The 17,914-nt window shown below is 43.6% G+C and carries 15 protein-coding genes and 1 pseudogene; 4 read left to right on the forward strand and 12 right to left on the reverse strand.

What is annotated here, in order from left to right; genetic code table 11:
• Positions 1–7: 7 nt before the first annotated feature.
• Positions 8–334 (forward strand): PTS sugar transporter subunit IIA, encoded by a 327-nt coding sequence (locus D2962_RS13815; RefSeq protein ID WP_122015324.1) that lies wholly within the window; start codon positions 8–10, stop codon positions 332–334.
• 24 nt (positions 335–358) lie between these two features.
• A complete protein-coding gene (locus D2962_RS13820; protein ID WP_122015325.1) occupies positions 359–1,315 on the forward strand; it encodes a DUF7916 family protein in 957 nt (318 codons plus the stop codon).
• A 145-nt stretch (positions 1,316–1,460) separates the two neighbouring features.
• On the opposite strand, the pseudogene D2962_RS19705 reads toward D2962_RS13820, so the two are convergent.
• From D2962_RS19705 to glcT, 9 genes and pseudogenes are all read right to left on the reverse strand, one after another.
• A pseudogene (locus D2962_RS19705) lies at positions 1,461–4,223 on the reverse strand (sigma-54-dependent transcriptional regulator).
• Positions 4,224–4,316: 93 nt separating this feature from the next.
• Complete coding sequence (murQ, locus tag D2962_RS13830; protein WP_122015326.1) at positions 4,317–5,216, reverse strand: N-acetylmuramic acid 6-phosphate etherase; 900 nt, start codon at positions 5,214–5,216, stop codon at positions 4,317–4,319.
• 4 nt (positions 5,217–5,220) lie between these two features.
• Positions 5,221–6,306 carry a DUF871 domain-containing protein gene (locus D2962_RS13835; RefSeq protein ID WP_122015327.1) on the reverse strand — a complete coding sequence of 362 codons (1,086 nt, stop codon included), beginning with the start codon at positions 6,304–6,306 and terminating at the stop codon, positions 5,221–5,223.
• Complete coding sequence (locus D2962_RS13840; protein ID WP_122015328.1) at positions 6,266–7,705, reverse strand: PTS transporter subunit EIIC; 1,440 nt, start codon at positions 7,703–7,705, stop codon at positions 6,266–6,268. The genes D2962_RS13835 and D2962_RS13840 overlap by 41 nt, the downstream gene beginning before the upstream one ends.
• Before the next feature lie 207 nt (positions 7,706–7,912).
• Positions 7,913–8,755, reverse strand: a complete 843-nt coding sequence (locus D2962_RS13845; protein ID WP_122015329.1) for a MurR/RpiR family transcriptional regulator — start codon at positions 8,753–8,755, stop codon at positions 7,913–7,915.
• Positions 8,756–9,258: 503 nt separating this feature from the next.
• Positions 9,259–9,459, reverse strand: coding sequence for a hypothetical protein (locus D2962_RS13850; protein ID WP_122015330.1), 201 nt, complete (start codon positions 9,457–9,459; stop codon positions 9,259–9,261).
• A 13-nt stretch (positions 9,460–9,472) separates the two neighbouring features.
• Positions 9,473–9,970 carry a PTS sugar transporter subunit IIA gene (locus D2962_RS13855; protein ID WP_245984717.1) on the reverse strand — a complete coding sequence of 166 codons (498 nt, stop codon included), beginning with the start codon at positions 9,968–9,970 and terminating at the stop codon, positions 9,473–9,475.
• Positions 9,971–10,036: 66 nt separating this feature from the next.
• On the reverse strand, positions 10,037–11,413 hold the full coding sequence (gene nagE / locus D2962_RS13860) for an N-acetylglucosamine-specific PTS transporter subunit IIBC (protein WP_122015331.1): 1,377 nt from the start codon (positions 11,411–11,413) through the stop codon (positions 10,037–10,039).
• A 241-nt stretch (positions 11,414–11,654) separates the two neighbouring features.
• Positions 11,655–12,491 carry a glucose PTS transporter transcription antiterminator GlcT gene (gene glcT, locus D2962_RS13865; RefSeq protein WP_120767555.1) on the reverse strand — a complete coding sequence of 279 codons (837 nt, stop codon included), beginning with the start codon at positions 12,489–12,491 and terminating at the stop codon, positions 11,655–11,657.
• Positions 12,492–12,688: 197 nt separating this feature from the next.
• Between glcT and D2962_RS13870 the strand changes: the two genes are divergently transcribed.
• Entirely contained in the window at positions 12,689–14,077 is a 1,389-nt protein-coding gene (locus D2962_RS13870) for an ATP-binding protein (RefSeq protein WP_120767554.1), read from the forward strand.
• 277 nt (positions 14,078–14,354) lie between these two features.
• On the opposite strand, the gene nagA is transcribed toward D2962_RS13870, so the two are convergent.
• The 3 genes from nagA to D2962_RS13885 form a co-directional block, all read right to left on the reverse strand.
• Entirely contained in the window at positions 14,355–15,542 is a 1,188-nt protein-coding gene (gene nagA, locus D2962_RS13875; RefSeq protein ID WP_122015332.1) for an N-acetylglucosamine-6-phosphate deacetylase, read from the reverse strand.
• Positions 15,499–16,332 carry a glucosamine-6-phosphate deaminase gene (gene nagB, locus D2962_RS13880; RefSeq protein WP_122015333.1) on the reverse strand — a complete coding sequence of 278 codons (834 nt, stop codon included), beginning with the start codon at positions 16,330–16,332 and terminating at the stop codon, positions 15,499–15,501. The genes nagA and nagB overlap by 44 nt, the downstream gene beginning before the upstream one ends.
• A gap of 109 nt (positions 16,333–16,441) precedes the next feature.
• Positions 16,442–17,155, reverse strand: coding sequence for a GntR family transcriptional regulator (locus D2962_RS13885; protein ID WP_122015334.1), 714 nt, complete (start codon positions 17,153–17,155; stop codon positions 16,442–16,444).
• Positions 17,156–17,556: 401 nt separating this feature from the next.
• Between D2962_RS13885 and D2962_RS13890 the strand changes: the two genes are divergently transcribed.
• The gene (locus D2962_RS13890; RefSeq protein WP_122015335.1) at positions 17,557–17,862 is read left to right on the forward strand and encodes an ArsR/SmtB family transcription factor; all 306 of its coding nucleotides are present in this window, start codon (positions 17,557–17,559) and stop codon (positions 17,860–17,862) included.
• Positions 17,863–17,914: the final 52 nt, after the last annotated feature.

Here is a 17,914-nt window from a genome sequence, read left to right on the forward strand (position 1 = left end):
TTTCAAAATGGATTATGAAAAAATTATTTTCACTATTATTGCTCATGCAGGCAATGCTCGCAGTCTCTGCTTTGAAGCACTGAAATTTGCAAAACTCGGCGATCCAGATAAGGCTTATGAAAAGGTAAGTGAAGCCAAAGAGGAATTGCTTAAAGCGCATAATATACAAAGTGATATGCTGCACACGGAAGCCGCCGGAGAAAAACATGAATTCAGCCTTCTGTTGGTTCATGCGCAGGATCATCTCATGTGCGCCATGCTGGTAAAAGATCTTGTTGAAGAGTTCATAGAACTGTATAAAACCATTTTTAAAACCAAAGACCACATTGGCTGAAAAACTTACTGGAGGGGTTTTTATTTGAAAAGAATATTTGAATTGAGCTATGAAGATATAATGAATATTTCAAAAAAGGAACTGCTTGAATCAATAAAGTCATCCGAAGGAAGGGTAGTTATGGCTGAAACTGATATAGCCAAGCAGCCCATAGTTTATGGTGTGAGCAACCCGGAACTGGCTGCATCCTTCGGTGCTGATTTGATTACGCTGAATCTGTTTGACTTTAATGCTCCCTTTATTTTCGGCATAGATGACTGCCAATTAAAGATATCCGGAGCCTATGATATGGTGAGTAAATGCAATGAAATTAATAAAATAATAAGCAAGAACCGCGCCGATAAAGATTATATAAAAAATGTAAAGAGGATAATTGGAAGATTACTGGGGGTAAACATGGAACCTGTACCGGATGGGATAGACTATCCCGAAGGGAGGAAGCTTAATGAAGAAAATTTAAAAAAGGCCCGGGAACTCGGCTTTGACTATGTGGTCATTACCGGAAACCCTAAAACGGGAATCACCAACCAAACCATTTTGAGCGGAATAGAAAAGGCTGCTCGGATACTGGGAGATGAGACAATAATCATCGCAGGAAAAATGCACGGCGCCGGAAATGGAAATATTTACGATCCACAGGTGCTGCGGGATTTTGCTAATGCCGGTGCCGACATAGTTTTAATTTGTGCTCCGGGCACCATACCCGGCATGGATTTTGAGCTTTGCCGTCGTCAGATAGAGGCAATTCATGAAACGGGGAAAATGGCTATGACAGCTATAGGAACTTCTCAGGAAGGGTCAAGCCGCAAGGTGATAGAACAAATTGCTTTGATGTCAAAAATGGCCGGGGCGGACATACAGCACATAGGAGATGCCGGCTACAGCGGCATAGCTCTACCTGAAAACATAATGGCTCTTTCCATTGCAATAAGGGGAAAGAGGCACACATACAGGAGAATGGGATATTCATTAAGAAAATAAAGTGGTCGGCGGTGGTTCACCGCCGGTTTTTTATGTTTTTTTATTTGGAATATATATCACAAAAAATTTAATGAGTATCTCCATTTTTAAATAAATTTTGTTTTCAAGTATTTTTTATTATTTATTCTTAATTCCGAAGATGATATCATAAAAAGTGTATTATTTTAATGAAATTGATATACTCCTCCTCGGGCAGCTTGACATTGAAAGATTTCTCCATGGGCGTCAGAGCTTCCTTAATTATATCAAAATCACTTTTATATTGTTTCGCTAAAGATTGTTTCGCTAAAGTATCAGTTTGAACGGCAGTATTCCCATGTTTTGGAAGACTGCCAGTCATCATTTTTTCTATAGCACAGGCGAGATGCAGAACCAACCCCACCAGCATATCTTCGTTTAAATTTATTCCATGAGCTTTCAAGCTTTTATACAGATCAATAAATCCGTCAATATACTTTTCCGCATCAATTTCTATATTTTCCCTTATGACATCCCTCATCCGGTTCAGAATCACTATATTTTCATCTTTTTCATCGGATTGTTTGGAACAGGCGAGTTTTAAAATCAAGTCATCCACTTTACCCTCGATAAGATCCTTCGGAGAAATATATGTCAGCGTTTCATCGTCCGGCTTAATAGCGCTTATTACCGCAATTATATTTTTTTCCCGTTTTATTTGAGAAAGCTTTCTATTGTATTCTTCAATAGAAGCAATGTCTATCGGAATTATATCCGCTTTTTTGTCGCTATCTTTTATAAGCTTCTCCAGTATGTTTTTCATCTTTACGGCAGCGCCGGTACCCGTTATACACGCCGTTATAATGACATCATCCTTTATTCTGCTCTCATAGGCTGTACCGCTCATGTATATGCGCCCCAGATATGGACTTAAGTTAACAACCGAATAATACACCTCTTCAAGGCTAGACATCATCAGCGCCTTTCTGGCGGCTTCCAGCACCATGGGAGTGCTCACCATTTCTACTGTTTTTATGGGTATGCCGGTTCTTTCATATATCATATCCCCGAAGAATACCAGGGAACCCATATCCACCAGCATCAACACTCCCCTGCCCTCGTTGACTTCTCGTGCCAGCTGCGTGAGGTTTTTCAGTGCAGTCTCAGGTTTCTGATCGAGAGGCATGTTGTAACCCACTGCGTGCTTTTCCCCCAGCAGTCTTGCAGCCACATTCCACCATGGAAGTTGCAGTGCTATCACCGTGCATCGCAACGATAACGCCCACTCTGGCATGATCTTTTTTATGAGCGTAATCATCCAGTACCAAAAACATGGTAATAAATCCAATTTCATCTTCCGGCACATCAATCCCGAAATTTTCTTTGAGGGACCGCCCCAGAATTGAAGCAACGCCGAATTCTACAGGATATGATTTTTTTATCTCATCCAGATGAGGGTTGAATATGGATTTGCCGTTTCTAATTCTTTCCAGGGTGCTGGAAATATGGATGGACATACCGTAAAGTATTTTTTCGGCAAAAGTTTTTTTCATTTTTTCTGAGGCAAAGTAAAGAAAGTTTCTCGTAATCTCTACAATTTTTTTGTCAACTATCTTATACAATTGTTCCACGTTTTCTCCGTCGAGCTTTGACATGTATTTTCTGATGAATGTCTCTATATCCAGGCTTAAAATAAGATTTATATCGTTTTCGTTAAGCCCTTTTTCTTTCAATAACCACATTTTTTCTTCCAGAGCTTCGTAAATATTGAATGAATCGGAAGGTTTTACAGTATTCACGTTTTCTCCATCCGACTCGAATACTATCGATTCATCCCCAATTCCCAACTGCCGCAGGTTTTGTCGGAATTCCTTGTATCGAAGGAGACCCGTGCGGACATATTCTGGAAGATCTTCACTGTGAATAATCAGTCCAGTGTCTTTATTTGACATATACTGGATGAAAGCTCTCGCACAGCTGAGCTTAATATCGGTTTTAAGTTGACCTATGTTATTAGGGCAGTCATATAGCAAAAAGGCTTTTATGGAGTTGGCGGAAACTGTAATTTTGGTTTTTAAATAATCCGCCTCCTCCTTGAAAAAGGCTTTGATGAGCTGCCAGCGCTCACTTAAGGTTCGTTCCCTCAGGGACGGAAGTTTTATAATCATGGGGATCCGGCGTATAAATGTACGCAATAAAGCGGATTCCAGGTTTTCGGTGGTGGCGCAAATGATCAAGACCCGAGCTCTGTGAGTGGCGTCAATTTCGCCAAGGCTCCTGTACATTCCCTTATCAATAAGGTAAAACAACATTTCCTGTCCTTCCGGGGGCAGGCGGTGGACTTCGTCAAGAAAGAGAATACCGCCGCTGGCTTTTTCGACAAGGCCGGCCCTGTCTCTGTCGGCACCGGTATAAGACCCCTTTTTACCCCAAATAACTGGGATATCAAGAGCTGGGGATTATGAGCATAATCCGCGCAGTTAAAATAAATAAACGGAGCGTTGGCCCCCAGCCGACCAATTTCCTGGGCGTAATTGAACATGGCCTCAGCAAACATGGACTTTCCTGTGCCGGTCTCTCCAAGCAGCAAAGTATGAAGGCCCATGGGAGGATACATCATGGCGGCTTTTGCCTGTAAAACGGCGGTCCTCAGGCTTTCTTTCGCACCGATGATTTCATCCAGTGCGGTTGACTTCAAAGGACTCGTTTGATTTTTCCCGCTCCCATTATCGTCCTTTGCCATGATCCTGTATAAAACCGGTTTTCCTTCGATTTTTTCGATCCTGTTTTCTTTTACAAGCAGGTTTAAATCGTTTGACGCATTGGGCCGGTGAATGCTCAGCCGCCTGGCGATTTCCTCGGTGCAGACCCCTGAAATTTTTCCCGTACTTTTTAACTGTTCCTCGCATAATTCCTTCACAGTTTCAAAAACCTTTTCAATTCTCTTCATAAAAAATTCCCCCTTTTTGTATTTTAACATAATTCTGGGGGATTGGAAAATACAGATTAATACACTGTTTCATTAATTATAGATTAAATCGCTTCAAACAACAGCATCTATAGCTTTTCTTATATGCCCCTCATTTTTCTCCAGTAGTTTCTCCGCTTCATCTTTGCGCAAACCTGTAAAGATCATAACAATTGCCAGTTTAACGTTAAATTCTGTTTCTTCCAGAGCCTTCTCTATAATATCCTCCCCGGCACCGGTAGCCTGTTTTACTATTCTCCTGGCCCGCTGCACCAGTTTTTCGTTTGTGGCCCGGACATCCACCATGAGGTTGCTGTATACTTTGCCCAGTTTAATCATGACACCGGTGGAAATCATGTTGAGCACAAGTTTCTGGGCTGTACCGGCTTTCATGCGGGTGGAGCCGGTAATAACTTCGGGACCGACGACAGGGGTAATCATTATATCAGCGTATTTTTCCATAAGGTTTTCAGGAGTGCAGCAAATGCCGACAGTTAAAACGCCAATGCTTCGGGCGTATTCCATGGCTCCCAGGACATAAGGCGTCCTACCGCTGGCCGCAAGGCCCACCACCGCATCTTTCGAACTCAAATTTTTGCCCATTAAATCTATTTTGCCCTGCCCTGCATCATCTTCGACGCCTTCCATGGACTTCCGAATGGCAGTATCACCGCCGGCGATGATACCCTGGACCATTTCCGGGTCCACGCCGTATGTTGGCGGGCATTCGGAAGCGTCAAGCACCCCCAGCCGGCCGCTGGTACCTGCTCCGATGTAAAACAGTCTGCCCCCTTCCCGAAGCCTTTGAGCTATCACATCCACCGCCTTTGCGATATTAGGTATCTCTTTTTCCACTGCCAGCGGGACTTTTTTATCCTCGTTATTTATTTTTTTCAGCATTTCCTTGGTTTCCAGCATATCAATATCCATTGTATCGGGATTTCTTCCCTCGGTTACAAGTTTTGCCAGGTCCATTGTTTCAACCCTTTCTGAATCTAAATTTAGTCCCGGGATTTATTTGACTGACAAGAATATGTTCATCCTCAGGAATGAAGCCTACCACATTTACCCTCCCGTCAGCCGGCAGGTCTTTTAATACTATCTGGAGCTCTCCTGAATATCTCAGGTATTTTTCATTATCGATGGTTACACTGAAAGCTCGACGTTCCACGGTATTCCTGGGTTTGATTTTTTCTCCTATTTTCGCATATCCCCGGGACTCCTCTGATCTTATTATAATGTCCGATGTATCAAGCCTATTAGTATGCACCGGAGCAAAAACAATGTTTTTTTCTTCGCAACTTATACCAGGTGTTAGTTCTATGGAAAGGTCAATGATTTCAGGATCTATATCCATCACTTCTTTTATTTCACTGTAGGAAGCATATGCGTCGCCGAAATACACGCCGTCTATCAGGCAGGTATATATCAGATGCCTCGCCGCAATGCCGGGTTTTATATTCCTATGCATTTCCAGGGTCGGCAGACCATCATATATGGGACCTCTGCGCCCTTCCCGGGATGGTATGAAAGCATAGACTGGAAGCCCGAAACTTTTGAGAAGTTTGGTCTTCTCAAAGAAAAATTTATAAGAAAGCCCGGTTTCCGGCCTTGGATAGAAATTGTGGCAGGAAGATATTCTGGTAAAATCGGCTTCAAACTTTTTTAATGCCTCCAGTTGTGCGGGTGTTATAGTGCTGGCATTTATCTGTATTTTTATATCAAATTCATTGCGGGTCATTGTCGAGATTTCTTCAAGGTCAAAGCCGTAGTCTACCCTGATGCAATTCACTCCACTCTCGCTGAAAGTTTTAAGATTGTCGACAGAGGAGTTCAGCACATTCATGGTATATGGCGATATATCGACGGTGAAGTTCATTCCCCGGGACTTAACCTCTTTTGCCAGAGCAAAAAATTCATCGAGTTTTTCTTCGTAATTTATCTCGGGTAAGTGCAGTGAAGTAAACACGGAATTCATGCCATGTTGTCTTGCCATATCGATATAATTTATATTTTGATGAAAATTATAATCTTTTGTAAGGTAAACCGACATGCCGAAATCCATTTATGCGTCGCTCCTCAAAACAGATTACGCATTGAAGGAGAATCCGTTGTTTTTTCGCCACATCTTCTTCCACGGGATCGTCAAACCCCAGAAGATAGGTGGCAATAAAGCCCATTATATATGATATCACCAGACCCAACAAATAGTAAATTATTTTATCGGGTTGTATCAAGGCTGCCAGCGGGATACCCGAAATACCCAGACCTTTTGCTCCCACTGTAAACAATGCCTGGAAGGCTCCACCAAATGCGCCTCCTATGCATGCGCCTATAAAAGGTCTTCCAAGAGGCAATGTAACGCCGTAAATAAGAGGTTCGCCTATTCCGAGAATGCCTACCAGTATGGATCCCTCGATAATCTTTTTGAGCTGTTTGCTCCTGGTCTTTACGTAGACTGCCAGGGCGGCCCCCACCTGTCCGGCACCCGCCATGGCTAGGATAGGCAGAAGCACCGTTACCCCGGTAGATTCAATCAGCTGGACATGGATGGGAGTCAAGCCCTGATGAAGTCCGGTCATTACGAGAGGCAAGAATGTGCCTGACAGAATGAATCCTGTAATAAAACCGGCTTTCCCCGCTATTGCCACTTTGACAGCATTTCCAATACCATCTGCAATGACTCCGCCCAGGGGCTGCAGCACATACAGTGTGGCAAATCCCGCAATGAGAATGGTTAACAGCGGTGTAGCAAGAAGTTCAATAGTATTGGGCATTCTCTTCCGTATACTTTTCTCGAGGAAGCTGGCAAAAGCGGCAGCTATAAGCACCGAAATAATACCGCCCCTGCCGATAGTTAATGCCTTGCCCGAAATCTGAATATTGGCCAGAGCAGGATTGTAGATGATGCCTGCGATAATTCCGCCTATAGTGGGTGAGCCGCCGAACTCCCGGGCGGTATTCATACCCACCATAATACCCATGTAGGTAAATATGGTGCTTCCCAGCAGGCCAAGCATGGCCAGCAGGTTTTTATCGGCGATCCACTGGAATTTGGTAGCCACATTGGTAATGCCCAGGATCAAGCCTCCGCCGATGAGGCCGGGTATTAATGGGATGAATATGCTGGCTATGCGCTTGAGCATCAGTTTAAAAGGCGTTTTATTTTTTTCATCTATAGCACTTTTTATTTCTCTGGCATCACCGAGCTTCATTCCCACCATTTTTGACAGCTCTCCTGCTACTTTAGCGGCTGCTCCGGGACCAAGCACTATCTGAATTCCCTCACCATTGTCAAGTAGTTTTATTACGCCGCTTACGGCATTTACCCCTTCTTTTTTTACCCGGGATTTATCCTTTACTTCGACTCTTAAACGGGTCATGCAATTGGTTATAGATATTATATTTTCTTTTCCACCGAGATTTTCCAGAATGGAAACGGCCATATCTTTTTCTCTAGACACTATACTCTACCTCCTGTTTTTTTCAAATTATCTTTTCTACAAAAATGCGTTCAAATGTAGACATGTTATCTTAAAAAGGCGTGATTAGTAAGTAATGATCACCTCCGGACTCATAGATTTTTCTTGTAAAGATTTCACCCCCGGAAATATTTTTTCAGCATTGACATGTTAAAAATGAAAAATTGTTTCATGCATGGCTAAAAAAAATTAGTACTTTCTTATAGAAACAGCCTCGCTGGTATTTTCCAGGTATTTTACTATTTCGTCGTACTTTCTGCAGGCGATGATGGAAAATAAAATATCTATCGCATTCAACTGGGCCATCCGGGATGCCATGGCGGCGCTTCTAAAAATTGCTTCATTAGACGTAATGAATAGCTTTATATCAGATACAAGGGTTATTGGCGAATTTCCGAATCGGGTAATGCATATGGTGGTGGCTCCCGCATTTCTAGCAAGCTTCAGGGCGTCGACGGTGTCCGCCGTCTGACCGGAATAGGATATACCTACAGCCACATCGTCTTTTGTCAGATTCGCTGCCGATACCAGCTGCATGTGGGAATCAGTATATGCGGTGCAGGATTTATTTATCCTCATGAATTTGTGCATGGCATCCTGAGCTACAATGGCCGATGCCCCAACTCCGTAAAAATCTATCTTTTTGGCTTCCAGCAGTGCATCTACGGCTTTCTTGACCTCTTGACGGTTTATCACATCCATGGTACTTTCTATAGCCTGCATGTTGTTCTTGGATATTTTTGCTATTATTGTCTCGATATCATCATCGGCGCTTACAACGCCCTGAATCTTTCTCATTTTAAAGGCTATGTCCGACGAAATCTTTATCTTTAAATCCTGATAGCCTTTATATCCTAAAGTTCTGCAAAATCTCACTACACTGGCCTCGCTGGTCTTGCACCTTTTGGCCAGCTCCGAGATCGGTATGTCACAAAGATCCTGCGGACTTTTCAAAATATAGTCGGCAATCTTTTTTTCCGATGGCTTTAGATTATTGATAATTGCCTGGATTTTTTCAAGATCTCCCGGCATGGTTTCACCTCCGTCTTCAGAAGTCAGAGGCCGGAAGTCAGATTAAGTTGGATTTGCCGAAAAAGCTAATCTTCTATTCCAACCTCTTTTGTGAGTCAAGGGGGTTCCTGTTACTTATACCAAAATAATTTCTATATAAGTTATATTCTATATAAAACGTAAAAATCCTTCTTATAAATAAATTTTTTATGAAATTTTATTTCATCTTCTGCATGAATTTCTCCAATACCTTCAGATGTCAGTCAGTGGATGGTCGCCAACTACCAAAAATTTTAATGCCTTACATCCCCCTTGAGGGATACTCCGGGCAGTAGTTTGTAAAACAAAGAACCGGTGGACTTTTTGATCCACCGGTTTTATAACAAAAAACTACTCCCATTGTCTATTTACATAGGCCTTATCCAGAACGCATCGATCTGCAAGAGGGTTTGACCGAGCCCCGAGTAATGCATGTGGGATTCGATGATGCCCGGGATCACGGTTTTTTGCTCCAGATCTCTAACCTATGTGTTTTTATCAATGTAATTTTTGACTTCTTCATCATTTCCCACATAGATCAATTTGTCGCCTTTTACTGCCAGCGCCGTGGCTTTAGGACTTTTTTTATCGACGGTATATATGTTGCCGTTTACAAAGACCTTATCTGCCTTTTGGGTCTGTGCAAAAATCATAGGAGAACACAAACTTATCATCAGCATCACCAAAATAAGTATACACCTACTTCATTTTAACATTCATCAGCACATCTCGGCCTTTCATTACCTCTTTTTCCCCGGTGAATTCTATCTCTTTTATACCGTCACCTTCGGGCAAAACTATGGGGCTTTTAAGGGAGTAATTGTTTTTTGCGATGAGCTTCATGTCAAACTCTATCAATGGCTCTCCGGTCTTCACATCCTGGCCTTCAGTTACCAGGATGATAAAACCTTCACCTTTTAGATTAACCGTGTCAATGCCTATGTGGATAAGGACCGCAAGGCCCTCTTTTGATTCTACCACTAGCGCATGGCCGGTGGAAAATACCTGTTTAACTCTACCATCAAATGGGGCTACTACAATCCCTTCCGACGGTTCAATGGCCATGCCGTCGCCTACCATTTTCTGGGCAAAAACTTCATCGGGAAGGTCCGACAGGTTGAGGACCTTGCCGCTCATAGGTGCTTTGATTATAACATGATTGTTGTTGTTATTGTTGCCGAAAATGCCGAATAGCAACTGCAAATCCTCCTCAAGTTTTATAAGTTTTATATTAAATCAACCGTGACAAAGTATAAATATATTTTACAGCACTTTTTTCATTTCTTCCACTATTAGTTCCGCTTCTGTACCCACCACCACCTGGAGGTTGCCGCCTCCCAGTTTCATGACGCCGGTGGCTCCGGCCCGCTTTAATGCAGGCTCATCGACGATAGACTCATCGTCCACCGAAAGTCTTATTCTGGTGATGCAAGCATCGATAGCCTTTATGTTTTCCTTACCGCCCAGGGCTGTAAGAATCCTGGATGCCCTATCACTCATCTTTATTTCTTTTACGGTTGCTTCAGTAGCTTCGCCTTCGAGGCGGCCCGGTGTGGGCAGGTCAAATTTTCTTATGATGTATCTGAATACCGCATAATACAGCGCACCATATACTATACCGATAGGTATCAGCAGTATGGGTTTTGTGGCAAGGCCGTAATTCAACACATAGTCGATGAGGCCTGCCGAAAAACCGAAACCGTCTTTAATCCCCAGCGCCCAGGTGAGGGCCAGGGAGACACCTGTGAGGAGGGCATGGGTAAGATAAAGCACCGGAGCCAGGAACATAAAAGCAAACTCTATGGGTTCAGTGATGCCCGTAAGGAATGATGTGAGCGCAGCGCTAATGAGAACACCGCTGACCGCCCTTCGCTGGGACTCTTTTGCCTCATGCAACATAGCGATACAGGCGGCAGGCAGGCCGAACATCATGATGGGGAAAAACCCCGTCATGAAGATGCCTGCATTGGGATCTCCTGCAAAGAACCTGTTCAAATCACCAGTCACTACCTGCCCGGCACTGTTGGTAAACTCGCCGAATACAAACCACACAAGGCTGTTTATCACATGATGCAGACCAAAGGGAATCAAAAGCCTGTTTAAAGTGCCGTATACGAATACTCCCAGAGCTCCGGCACCTATAGCCCACTCACCCGCGGCATAAATGGCCTTTTGAATGGGAGGCCATATCAAGCCGAAAAGAATACCTAACACCAGCATAGCACCGGAAGTTACGATGGGGATAAAGCGCCTTCCGCCGAAAAATCCTAAAAAGGTCGGTAGCTTTATATCCTTGTATTTGTTATATAAGGAAGCCGCTACAATACCCGTTATAATTCCGCCCAGAACTCCCATGTTTATATCCTTGTTCATGGCTGTGAGGACCGATGAGAGCACATAGTATCCTACGCCGCCCGCCAGTGCCGCCGCACCTGCGCCCCCGGCAAGACCCATGGAGACGCCCAGGGCGAAGATCACAGGAAGGTTGCCGAAGATGGCATTGCCGCCCGCCATTATGACGGGGATGTTAAATACATCCGGAGCACCAAGCCGGAGTAACAGCGCCGCTGCCGGCAGCACTGCCACCGGTGCCATCAAAGCCTTTCCAAGCTTTTGAAGATTGCCGAGCTGATTTTTCATAATCCTAAATCCCCCTTTATTTTTCTTGTTTGAATTTCTTTTTCTTCCCACCTTTAATGTTCTTATATTGTTTTATTTTTAGATAATCACCTCCCTTTTGTAAAACAAAAAGAGCTGAGAAAGGGTATAATACAAACCCCTCCCAGCTCATGCCTGCTTTACCAGTAACACGCCGGAATTTTGCTGATATTTACTTCCATTTTTATATTAGCATATATTTTTTAGAAAATCAATATATTTTTCAACTCGAGACCCTTATCCGTTGGATATGAAGCGCCAGATACCCCAGCTCATCCTGAGGCGGATTCTTTCCCATCCTCTCCCGGATGAATCCGGCTATCTTTTCGGCAACCTTATAGCTTTGACCGAATTCCTTTTTTATTCTTGCCTGAAGCGGGTTTTTTATAGGGATGTCCCTGTCGACGCGCTCCAGGGCAAATCTCAAGTGCACCAGGAGCCTGGCAAAATTTATTTCATCCCTATCAAGTTTTAAGCCCAGTTCTTCCTCTATTATCTCCACCATCCTGTTTATCATGGAGGTGTATTTTACTGTCCTGGAAAGTTCCCGGTTCGCCCTGGCGGAATGCAGGTGCATAGCTATAAATCCCTTTTCCCCATCCGGGATCTTCACATTAAACTTTTGCTCTATCATGTCGGCGGCCTTGCAGGCCAGCTCATAGTCTTGAGGATACAGTGCCCTGATTTCTTCCAGGAACGGATTTTCTATCTCCAAATTTCCGGCCAGGCGCTCCAGGGTAAAGTTTATATGGTCAGCCAGGGCCACATGGATGTGTTCATTGAGCGGCTCATCCAGCTGCTTTGCCACCATGGCCAGGATCTCCTCGGTGAGGCCTATGATTTGTCTATCGACACTATCCAGAATATTTTTATACTGTTTGTACTGGGCTTCATCGAAAAAATAAAATATCTTTTCTATTTTCTCCTCATCCACTTCTTTTCCGGGTTTTGCCTCAAACCCAAGACCTCGCCCCACCAGCACCGCTTCCTCACCGGATTTTACATCCTGCGCCATGACCACATTATTGTTCAGTATCTTTTTTAATATAAAATTTCGCACTATAAGATCCCCCATTGGAACATTTATTGCCTCGGCATCGAATTCATTATAACAAAAATTTTGAATCCCGTCAGTAAATATTGACTATATTTTTATTTGAGTTAAAGTGCGGCTAGTTTAAACTCTACCCATATCTATAAATTTTTGATATAATGTCTGCAAACGTTCAGTATTTTAGATGATAAGGAGATATTTTCATGAATGAGCTTTCATTAGAAGCTTTTAATCCAATTTTGTCACCGAATTTAGTAGTATATAGAAACATCCTTGAGGATCCGGCACTTGAGATGCTAAGGGAAATCATAGAGTCTGCTTTAAAAGATGAATCGACACCCGGGATTTATCACTATATTACCTGCGCTTTGCGGAAAGCAGCTTCAAAATATCACGAGTTTTTAGGTTTACTGGTGAAAGAGGGAGAAATTGAAGGGGAAATCGTGACAGGCAATTTATGGAAGGACCATCTTCTAAATCTTATGCTTTTCGATGAAAATCCCTTCAGCTTGAATTGTGAAAAAAGGGGGCTTTCCGGAGTAGGAAGTAATCTGAAAGCTTTAGTAGAGCGGGACTTAATGGAGCTTAAGAGGTTATATGACTTTAATTTTGATAATCTTACGGAGTTTTTAAAAGAAAAGGGGCCTGATCTTGATATAAGAGCTTTCCCTTCAGATTACCATATCACAAAAGATAGCTCTAACAAGGAGCGGGAGTTTTATTTTACCCAAAGGCAAATTTTAAAGCAAAAACTGGACAAGTCCAGGGATTGGTCGGAAAATCTTGAAGACCTCGCTGTATTTTATAATAAGTTCGGTTGCGGCAAGTTCGGAAGGTACTGGGGATTCATACTCGATGAAACTCCAGATGGTATAAGGCTTGAGGGGGTTTCGGAGCTTGACCCGGTAAGGTTGTCCGATCTGGTGGGCTACGAATCTCAGAAAAAAGAGGTGCTGGAAAACACCCGTCAGTTTGTGAAGGGATATCCCGCCAACAACATGCTGCTCTACGGAGATAGAGGCACCGGTAAGTCTTCCACCATAAAAGCCCTAATCCATGAGTTTGGGAAAGAGGGCTTGAGGCTTATAGAAGTGCCCAAATTTCAGTTGATTTACCTAAGGCAGATAATTACATGGCTTAAGAAGCGGCCCCAGAGATTTATCATATTTATCGACGATCTTTCTTTCGAGGAGCACGAAACGGAATACAAGTATCTAAAGGCCATGCTGGAAGGAAGCCTTGAGGCTCCGCCGGAAAATGTGCTCATATATGCTACATCCAACCGCCGTCACCTTATCCGGGAGTTTCATAGCGATGCGGCGGGTGATGAAATCAAAGCCCGGGATACGGTCCAGGAAAAGCTATCTCTTTCCGACAGATTCGGCATTACCGTGATATTCCCATCGCCAGACCAGGAAGAATACTTGAACATTGTGAAGGGTATAGCCAAGAGCAAGGGTATAGACATTGAACCGGCAAAGTTAAGGGAACTGGCCCTTCGGTGGGAACTCTGGAACAACCAGCGCTCAGGCCGCACCGCCCGGCAGTTTGTGGATGATTTATTGGGGAAAATTTCTGCAGGCAATATATAGCAATATATATATATATATTATAGACGAAAAATAGAGGATTTCCGACCGGTGGGGTATCTGAAAGGTTTTGATCTGGTGAGAGCCCTGGACTACCGCACGGCAACGCCAGTAGGGTGGTCTGATCCGATATTCCCCTTATAATATCGGTGATACCCGATATCTGCCGGGCATTTAGTGTCAAATCATCAACAATAAATATTGTTTGTGTACAACTACAGTCGGACAAAAGTTATATTCTTTTTAGCGGTCAAATAAAAAATCCTCCACGCGGAGGATTTTAGTAAACTTTGGTACCGCCTATTATTACCCTTTTTACTGTTATATTATCATCAAATATTACAAGGTCCGCATCTTTGCCGATTTCGATGCTGCCCTTTGTATCCGCAAGGCCTATAGCCCGGGCGGGATTCAGGGTGGCCATGCGGACAGCATCGGGAAGCGGTACACCCACCATGTGGACCATATTGTAAATAGCCCTGTCCAGGGTAAGGGTGGAACCGGCCAGGGTACCGTCGGAAAGCCTTGCGGCCCGGTTTCTTACGATAACTTTTTGCCCTCCGAGTGTATATTCCCCGTCAGAAAGCCCACAGGCCATCATAGAATCGGAAACAAGGATCACTTTATCCCTGCCCTTCATTCTTACCACCATCTGCATGGCGGCAGGGTGAAGATGTATGCCGTCACATATCATCTCACAGTATACTCTTTCATCGATTAGAGCCGCCCCAACTATGCCCGGTTCACGATGGGAAAAACCCCTCATGCCGTTGAAGATATGGGTGGCTTGAGTGATGCCGCGATCTATGCCTTTTTTAGCCTGGTCAACGGTAGCGTCAGTGTGCGCTGCGGATACCGTGATTCCCCGGGACCTGAGATTTAATATGGCCTCCAGTGCCCCCGGCAGCTCCGGGGCCAGAGCCACCACCCTTATGGTATCCCTGGAAATCTTTATTAAATCCTCCAGTTCCCTGATATCGGGGTTTTTTATGTGTTCGGGCGGCTGGGCGCCTTTTCTGGCCATGGAAAAATAGGGGCCTTCCAGATAGATGCCCAACAGTTGAGCCTTACAGCTTCCCTGGAAATGAAAGGTAAACCCAGCGCGGTCCTGTTCCAGAATATAATCCGCCGCATTTTTTACCGCCATTTTCGTATCTTCATAGGGTGCCGTCATGGTCGTGGCCAAAAATCCCGTCACTCCACGGCTTATATGGAATCGGGCCATAGTTTCCAGTGCCTCGAAGGTGGCTTCCATCATATCATGGCCGAAATTTCCATGGTTGTGGATGTCTATAAACCCCGGGGAGAGATAATGGCCGCCGGCGTCTATGACTTCATCGAAGAAACCGGTGTCCGACTGATGGTCATTGATGATATCGGTGATTTTTCCATCTTTGACAATTACATTATGGTTTTCCAGTATTTCATACGGAGTGATCACTCGGACGTTTTTTATTAAGATGGCCATAAAAACACTTCCCTAACATAAATTTTTTAAGAGAACCGTCCCCTGACTCATGACTCATGCTTGAATAAAGCATTGCCGCCTCTTCGTCAATGATAACCGTCACATCCTTATGGAGAAGCAGGAAGGAAGCGGGATTTTTTGTGGAAACCGCATTTTCATCCAGAAGCTCGGCCATGATTTCGGCCTTGTTTTTACCGCTGGCAAGAAGCACTATCTTTTTGGCCTGAATGATGGTGCCCAGCCCCATGGTTATAGCCTGTTTTGGCACTTCGTCCATGGATTTAAAAAACCTGGAATTGGCCTCAATGGTGTTTTGGGTCAAATTTGTGAGGTGGGTGGCGGTCAAAAGTTCATCACCCGGTTCGTTAAAGCCTATATGGCCGTTTTGACCTATCCCCAGAAGCTGCAGGTCTATACCTCCGTACTTTGCAATTTCTTCATCATATTTCTTGCAGTGGGCTTCGACATCTCCTGCCATTCCATCAGGGATATGGATATTTTCAGGTTTAATATTCACGTGCTTGAAAAAGTTCTCAAACATGTAGTAATGATAGCTCTGGGGGTTATCCATTGAAATGCCGTAATACTCATCAAGGTTAAATGTCACCACTCTTGAAAAATCCAGGCCTTCTTCCCGGTAAAGCCTTACCAGTTCTTGATATGTTCCAAGAGGTGTGCTTCCGGTGGCAAGTCCCAGCACCAGGTCTGGCTTTTTCTTTATCTCAGAAGCGATGATCCTGGAAGCCCGCCGGCTCAAATCTGAGTAATCCTTTGCAATTATTAAATCCATACTGATACCTCCACATAAACATATTTATAGATTGGTTCTTATTGTTCAACAATATTTACGGCAATCCCAATTTTGTAAAGTGTTTAATTTGCCCAACACCCATAAACATTCATCCCCGACTAAGGTTAACGGTTATTTTAAACTGGTCGGACCTATAATAAGATACTTCGTAATAAATTAAACCGGTTGCAAAATTCACGCTTTCCACCTTCAAAAGGGGCATGGGCTCCTCAAGTTTGAGCAGTTCTTCCAGAAAAGGTGTGGACGTGGTTGCAGAAAAACTGGTCTTAGATCCCTTGATTTCCATACCGTACTCATCTTTGAGGATATTATACAGGGAACCGGTAAGGTCTTTCTCTTCTATATCCGGGACAAATTCCTCCGGAATGTATACAGTCTCCAGAGCTACAGGAATCCCATCGGCCTTCCTTGCCCTTGTTATTTTAAAAATATTGTCTTCGTCTTTTATGCCCAGGGTGGCAGACAGATTCCCCGCAGGAATTTTCAAAAATTCCACTATTTCGGTCTCGGGCTTCATGCCTCTGGCTTTGACCATCTCCGTAAAGCTCATCAAGCCTTCCTGCTCGATGCGGGGGATGACCACAAAGCTACCGCGGCCCCTTTCCCTCACTATGATTCCTTCTGACTCGAGCTCTTTTAAAGCCTGCCTCACGGTCATGCGGCTTATGCCGAAGTTTTCACAGTATTCCCGCTCGGAAGGTAATGGATCCCCGGGCTTCAAGTTTCGTTTTTCTATATCTTCTTTAATTATTTTTTTTAGCTGAAAATAAACGGGTATAGGGCTTTTTTTATCTAACAACATTTTTTCTCACCCCAAAATTATTATATCATATAGATGAATAGTTGTCTATACATTTTAAAATATATAAATGATGGGGCTCTTTTTAGCGACCTCTACAAGTTAATAAAGTTAAGTGCCCGGCACCATTAAGATACTCCTACCGATGGACCTGCTCATCTGACTTACTTTATTATATCCAGCAAAAAATCCATCATTTCCAGCTCGTTTTCACATATAAGTTTTATAAAATCGGCGCAATCACCGTCAACATGGCATTTATCCACGGAATCATAATAACGAAATGTTGGTCACCTGGTCCACCATAAATTTCCTCAGTTAGGTGCCATGCACCTTTGACATTTGACAGCTGTCAAAATATATCATATTATTAATATATAATATAAACATTAAAGAGGGATCCTATGGATAAAGAGAAATATAGGGATAAACTTTCAAAAACCGCCGAGATCTTGAAGGCCATCGGCCACCCGGCCAGGCTTTGCATCATTTGTAAGTTGATGTGTAAAGACTGTAACGTGTCCACCATGCAAAACTGCCTGGACCTTCCTCAGTCTACGGTTTCCCAGCATCTTGCCATCTTAAAATCCAGGGGCATAATCGAGGGAAAAAGAAAAGGCGTAGAGGTCATCTATTCCATCGCCAATGAAGATGTCAAAAAGATCATAAATGCTCTTTTTGAGCCGGAGGAACTGCCTGCAGATGAATAAAAAAAACGGCATGTGTAAAACATATGCCGCCTTTTTGTTGTCTATTGGTATA

The sequence above is a fragment of the Biomaibacter acetigenes genome, from assembly GCF_003691585.1.
Lineage (GTDB): Bacteria > Bacillota > Thermosediminibacteria > Thermosediminibacterales > Tepidanaerobacteraceae > Biomaibacter > Biomaibacter acetigenes.

Coding starts and splice junctions, on each gene's coding strand:
- D2962_RS13815 (WP_122015324.1), top strand. CDS start 8: ATGGATTATGAAAAAATTATTTTCACTATTATTGCTCATGCAGGCAAT.
- murQ (WP_122015326.1), bottom strand. CDS start 5,216: ATGGACCTGGCAAAACTTGTAACCGAGGGAAGAAATCCCGATACAATG.
- D2962_RS13835 (WP_122015327.1), bottom strand. CDS start 6,306: ATGGATTTCGGCATGTCGGTTTACCTTACAAAAGATTATAATTTTCAT.
- D2962_RS13845 (WP_122015329.1), bottom strand. CDS start 8,755: ATGCCGGGAGATCTTGAAAAAATCCAGGCAATTATCAATAATCTAAAG.
- nagE (WP_122015331.1), bottom strand. CDS start 11,413: ATGAAAAATCAGCTCGGCAATCTTCAAAAGCTTGGAAAGGCTTTGATG.
- D2962_RS13870 (WP_120767554.1), top strand. CDS start 12,689: ATGAATGAGCTTTCATTAGAAGCTTTTAATCCAATTTTGTCACCGAAT.
- nagA (WP_122015332.1), bottom strand. CDS start 15,542: ATGGCCATCTTAATAAAAAACGTCCGAGTGATCACTCCGTATGAAATA.
- nagB (WP_122015333.1), bottom strand. CDS start 16,332: ATGGATTTAATAATTGCAAAGGATTACTCAGATTTGAGCCGGCGGGCT.
- D2962_RS13885 (WP_122015334.1), bottom strand. CDS start 17,155: ATGTTGTTAGATAAAAAAAGCCCTATACCCGTTTATTTTCAGCTAAAA.
- D2962_RS13890 (WP_122015335.1), top strand. CDS start 17,557: ATGGATAAAGAGAAATATAGGGATAAACTTTCAAAAACCGCCGAGATC.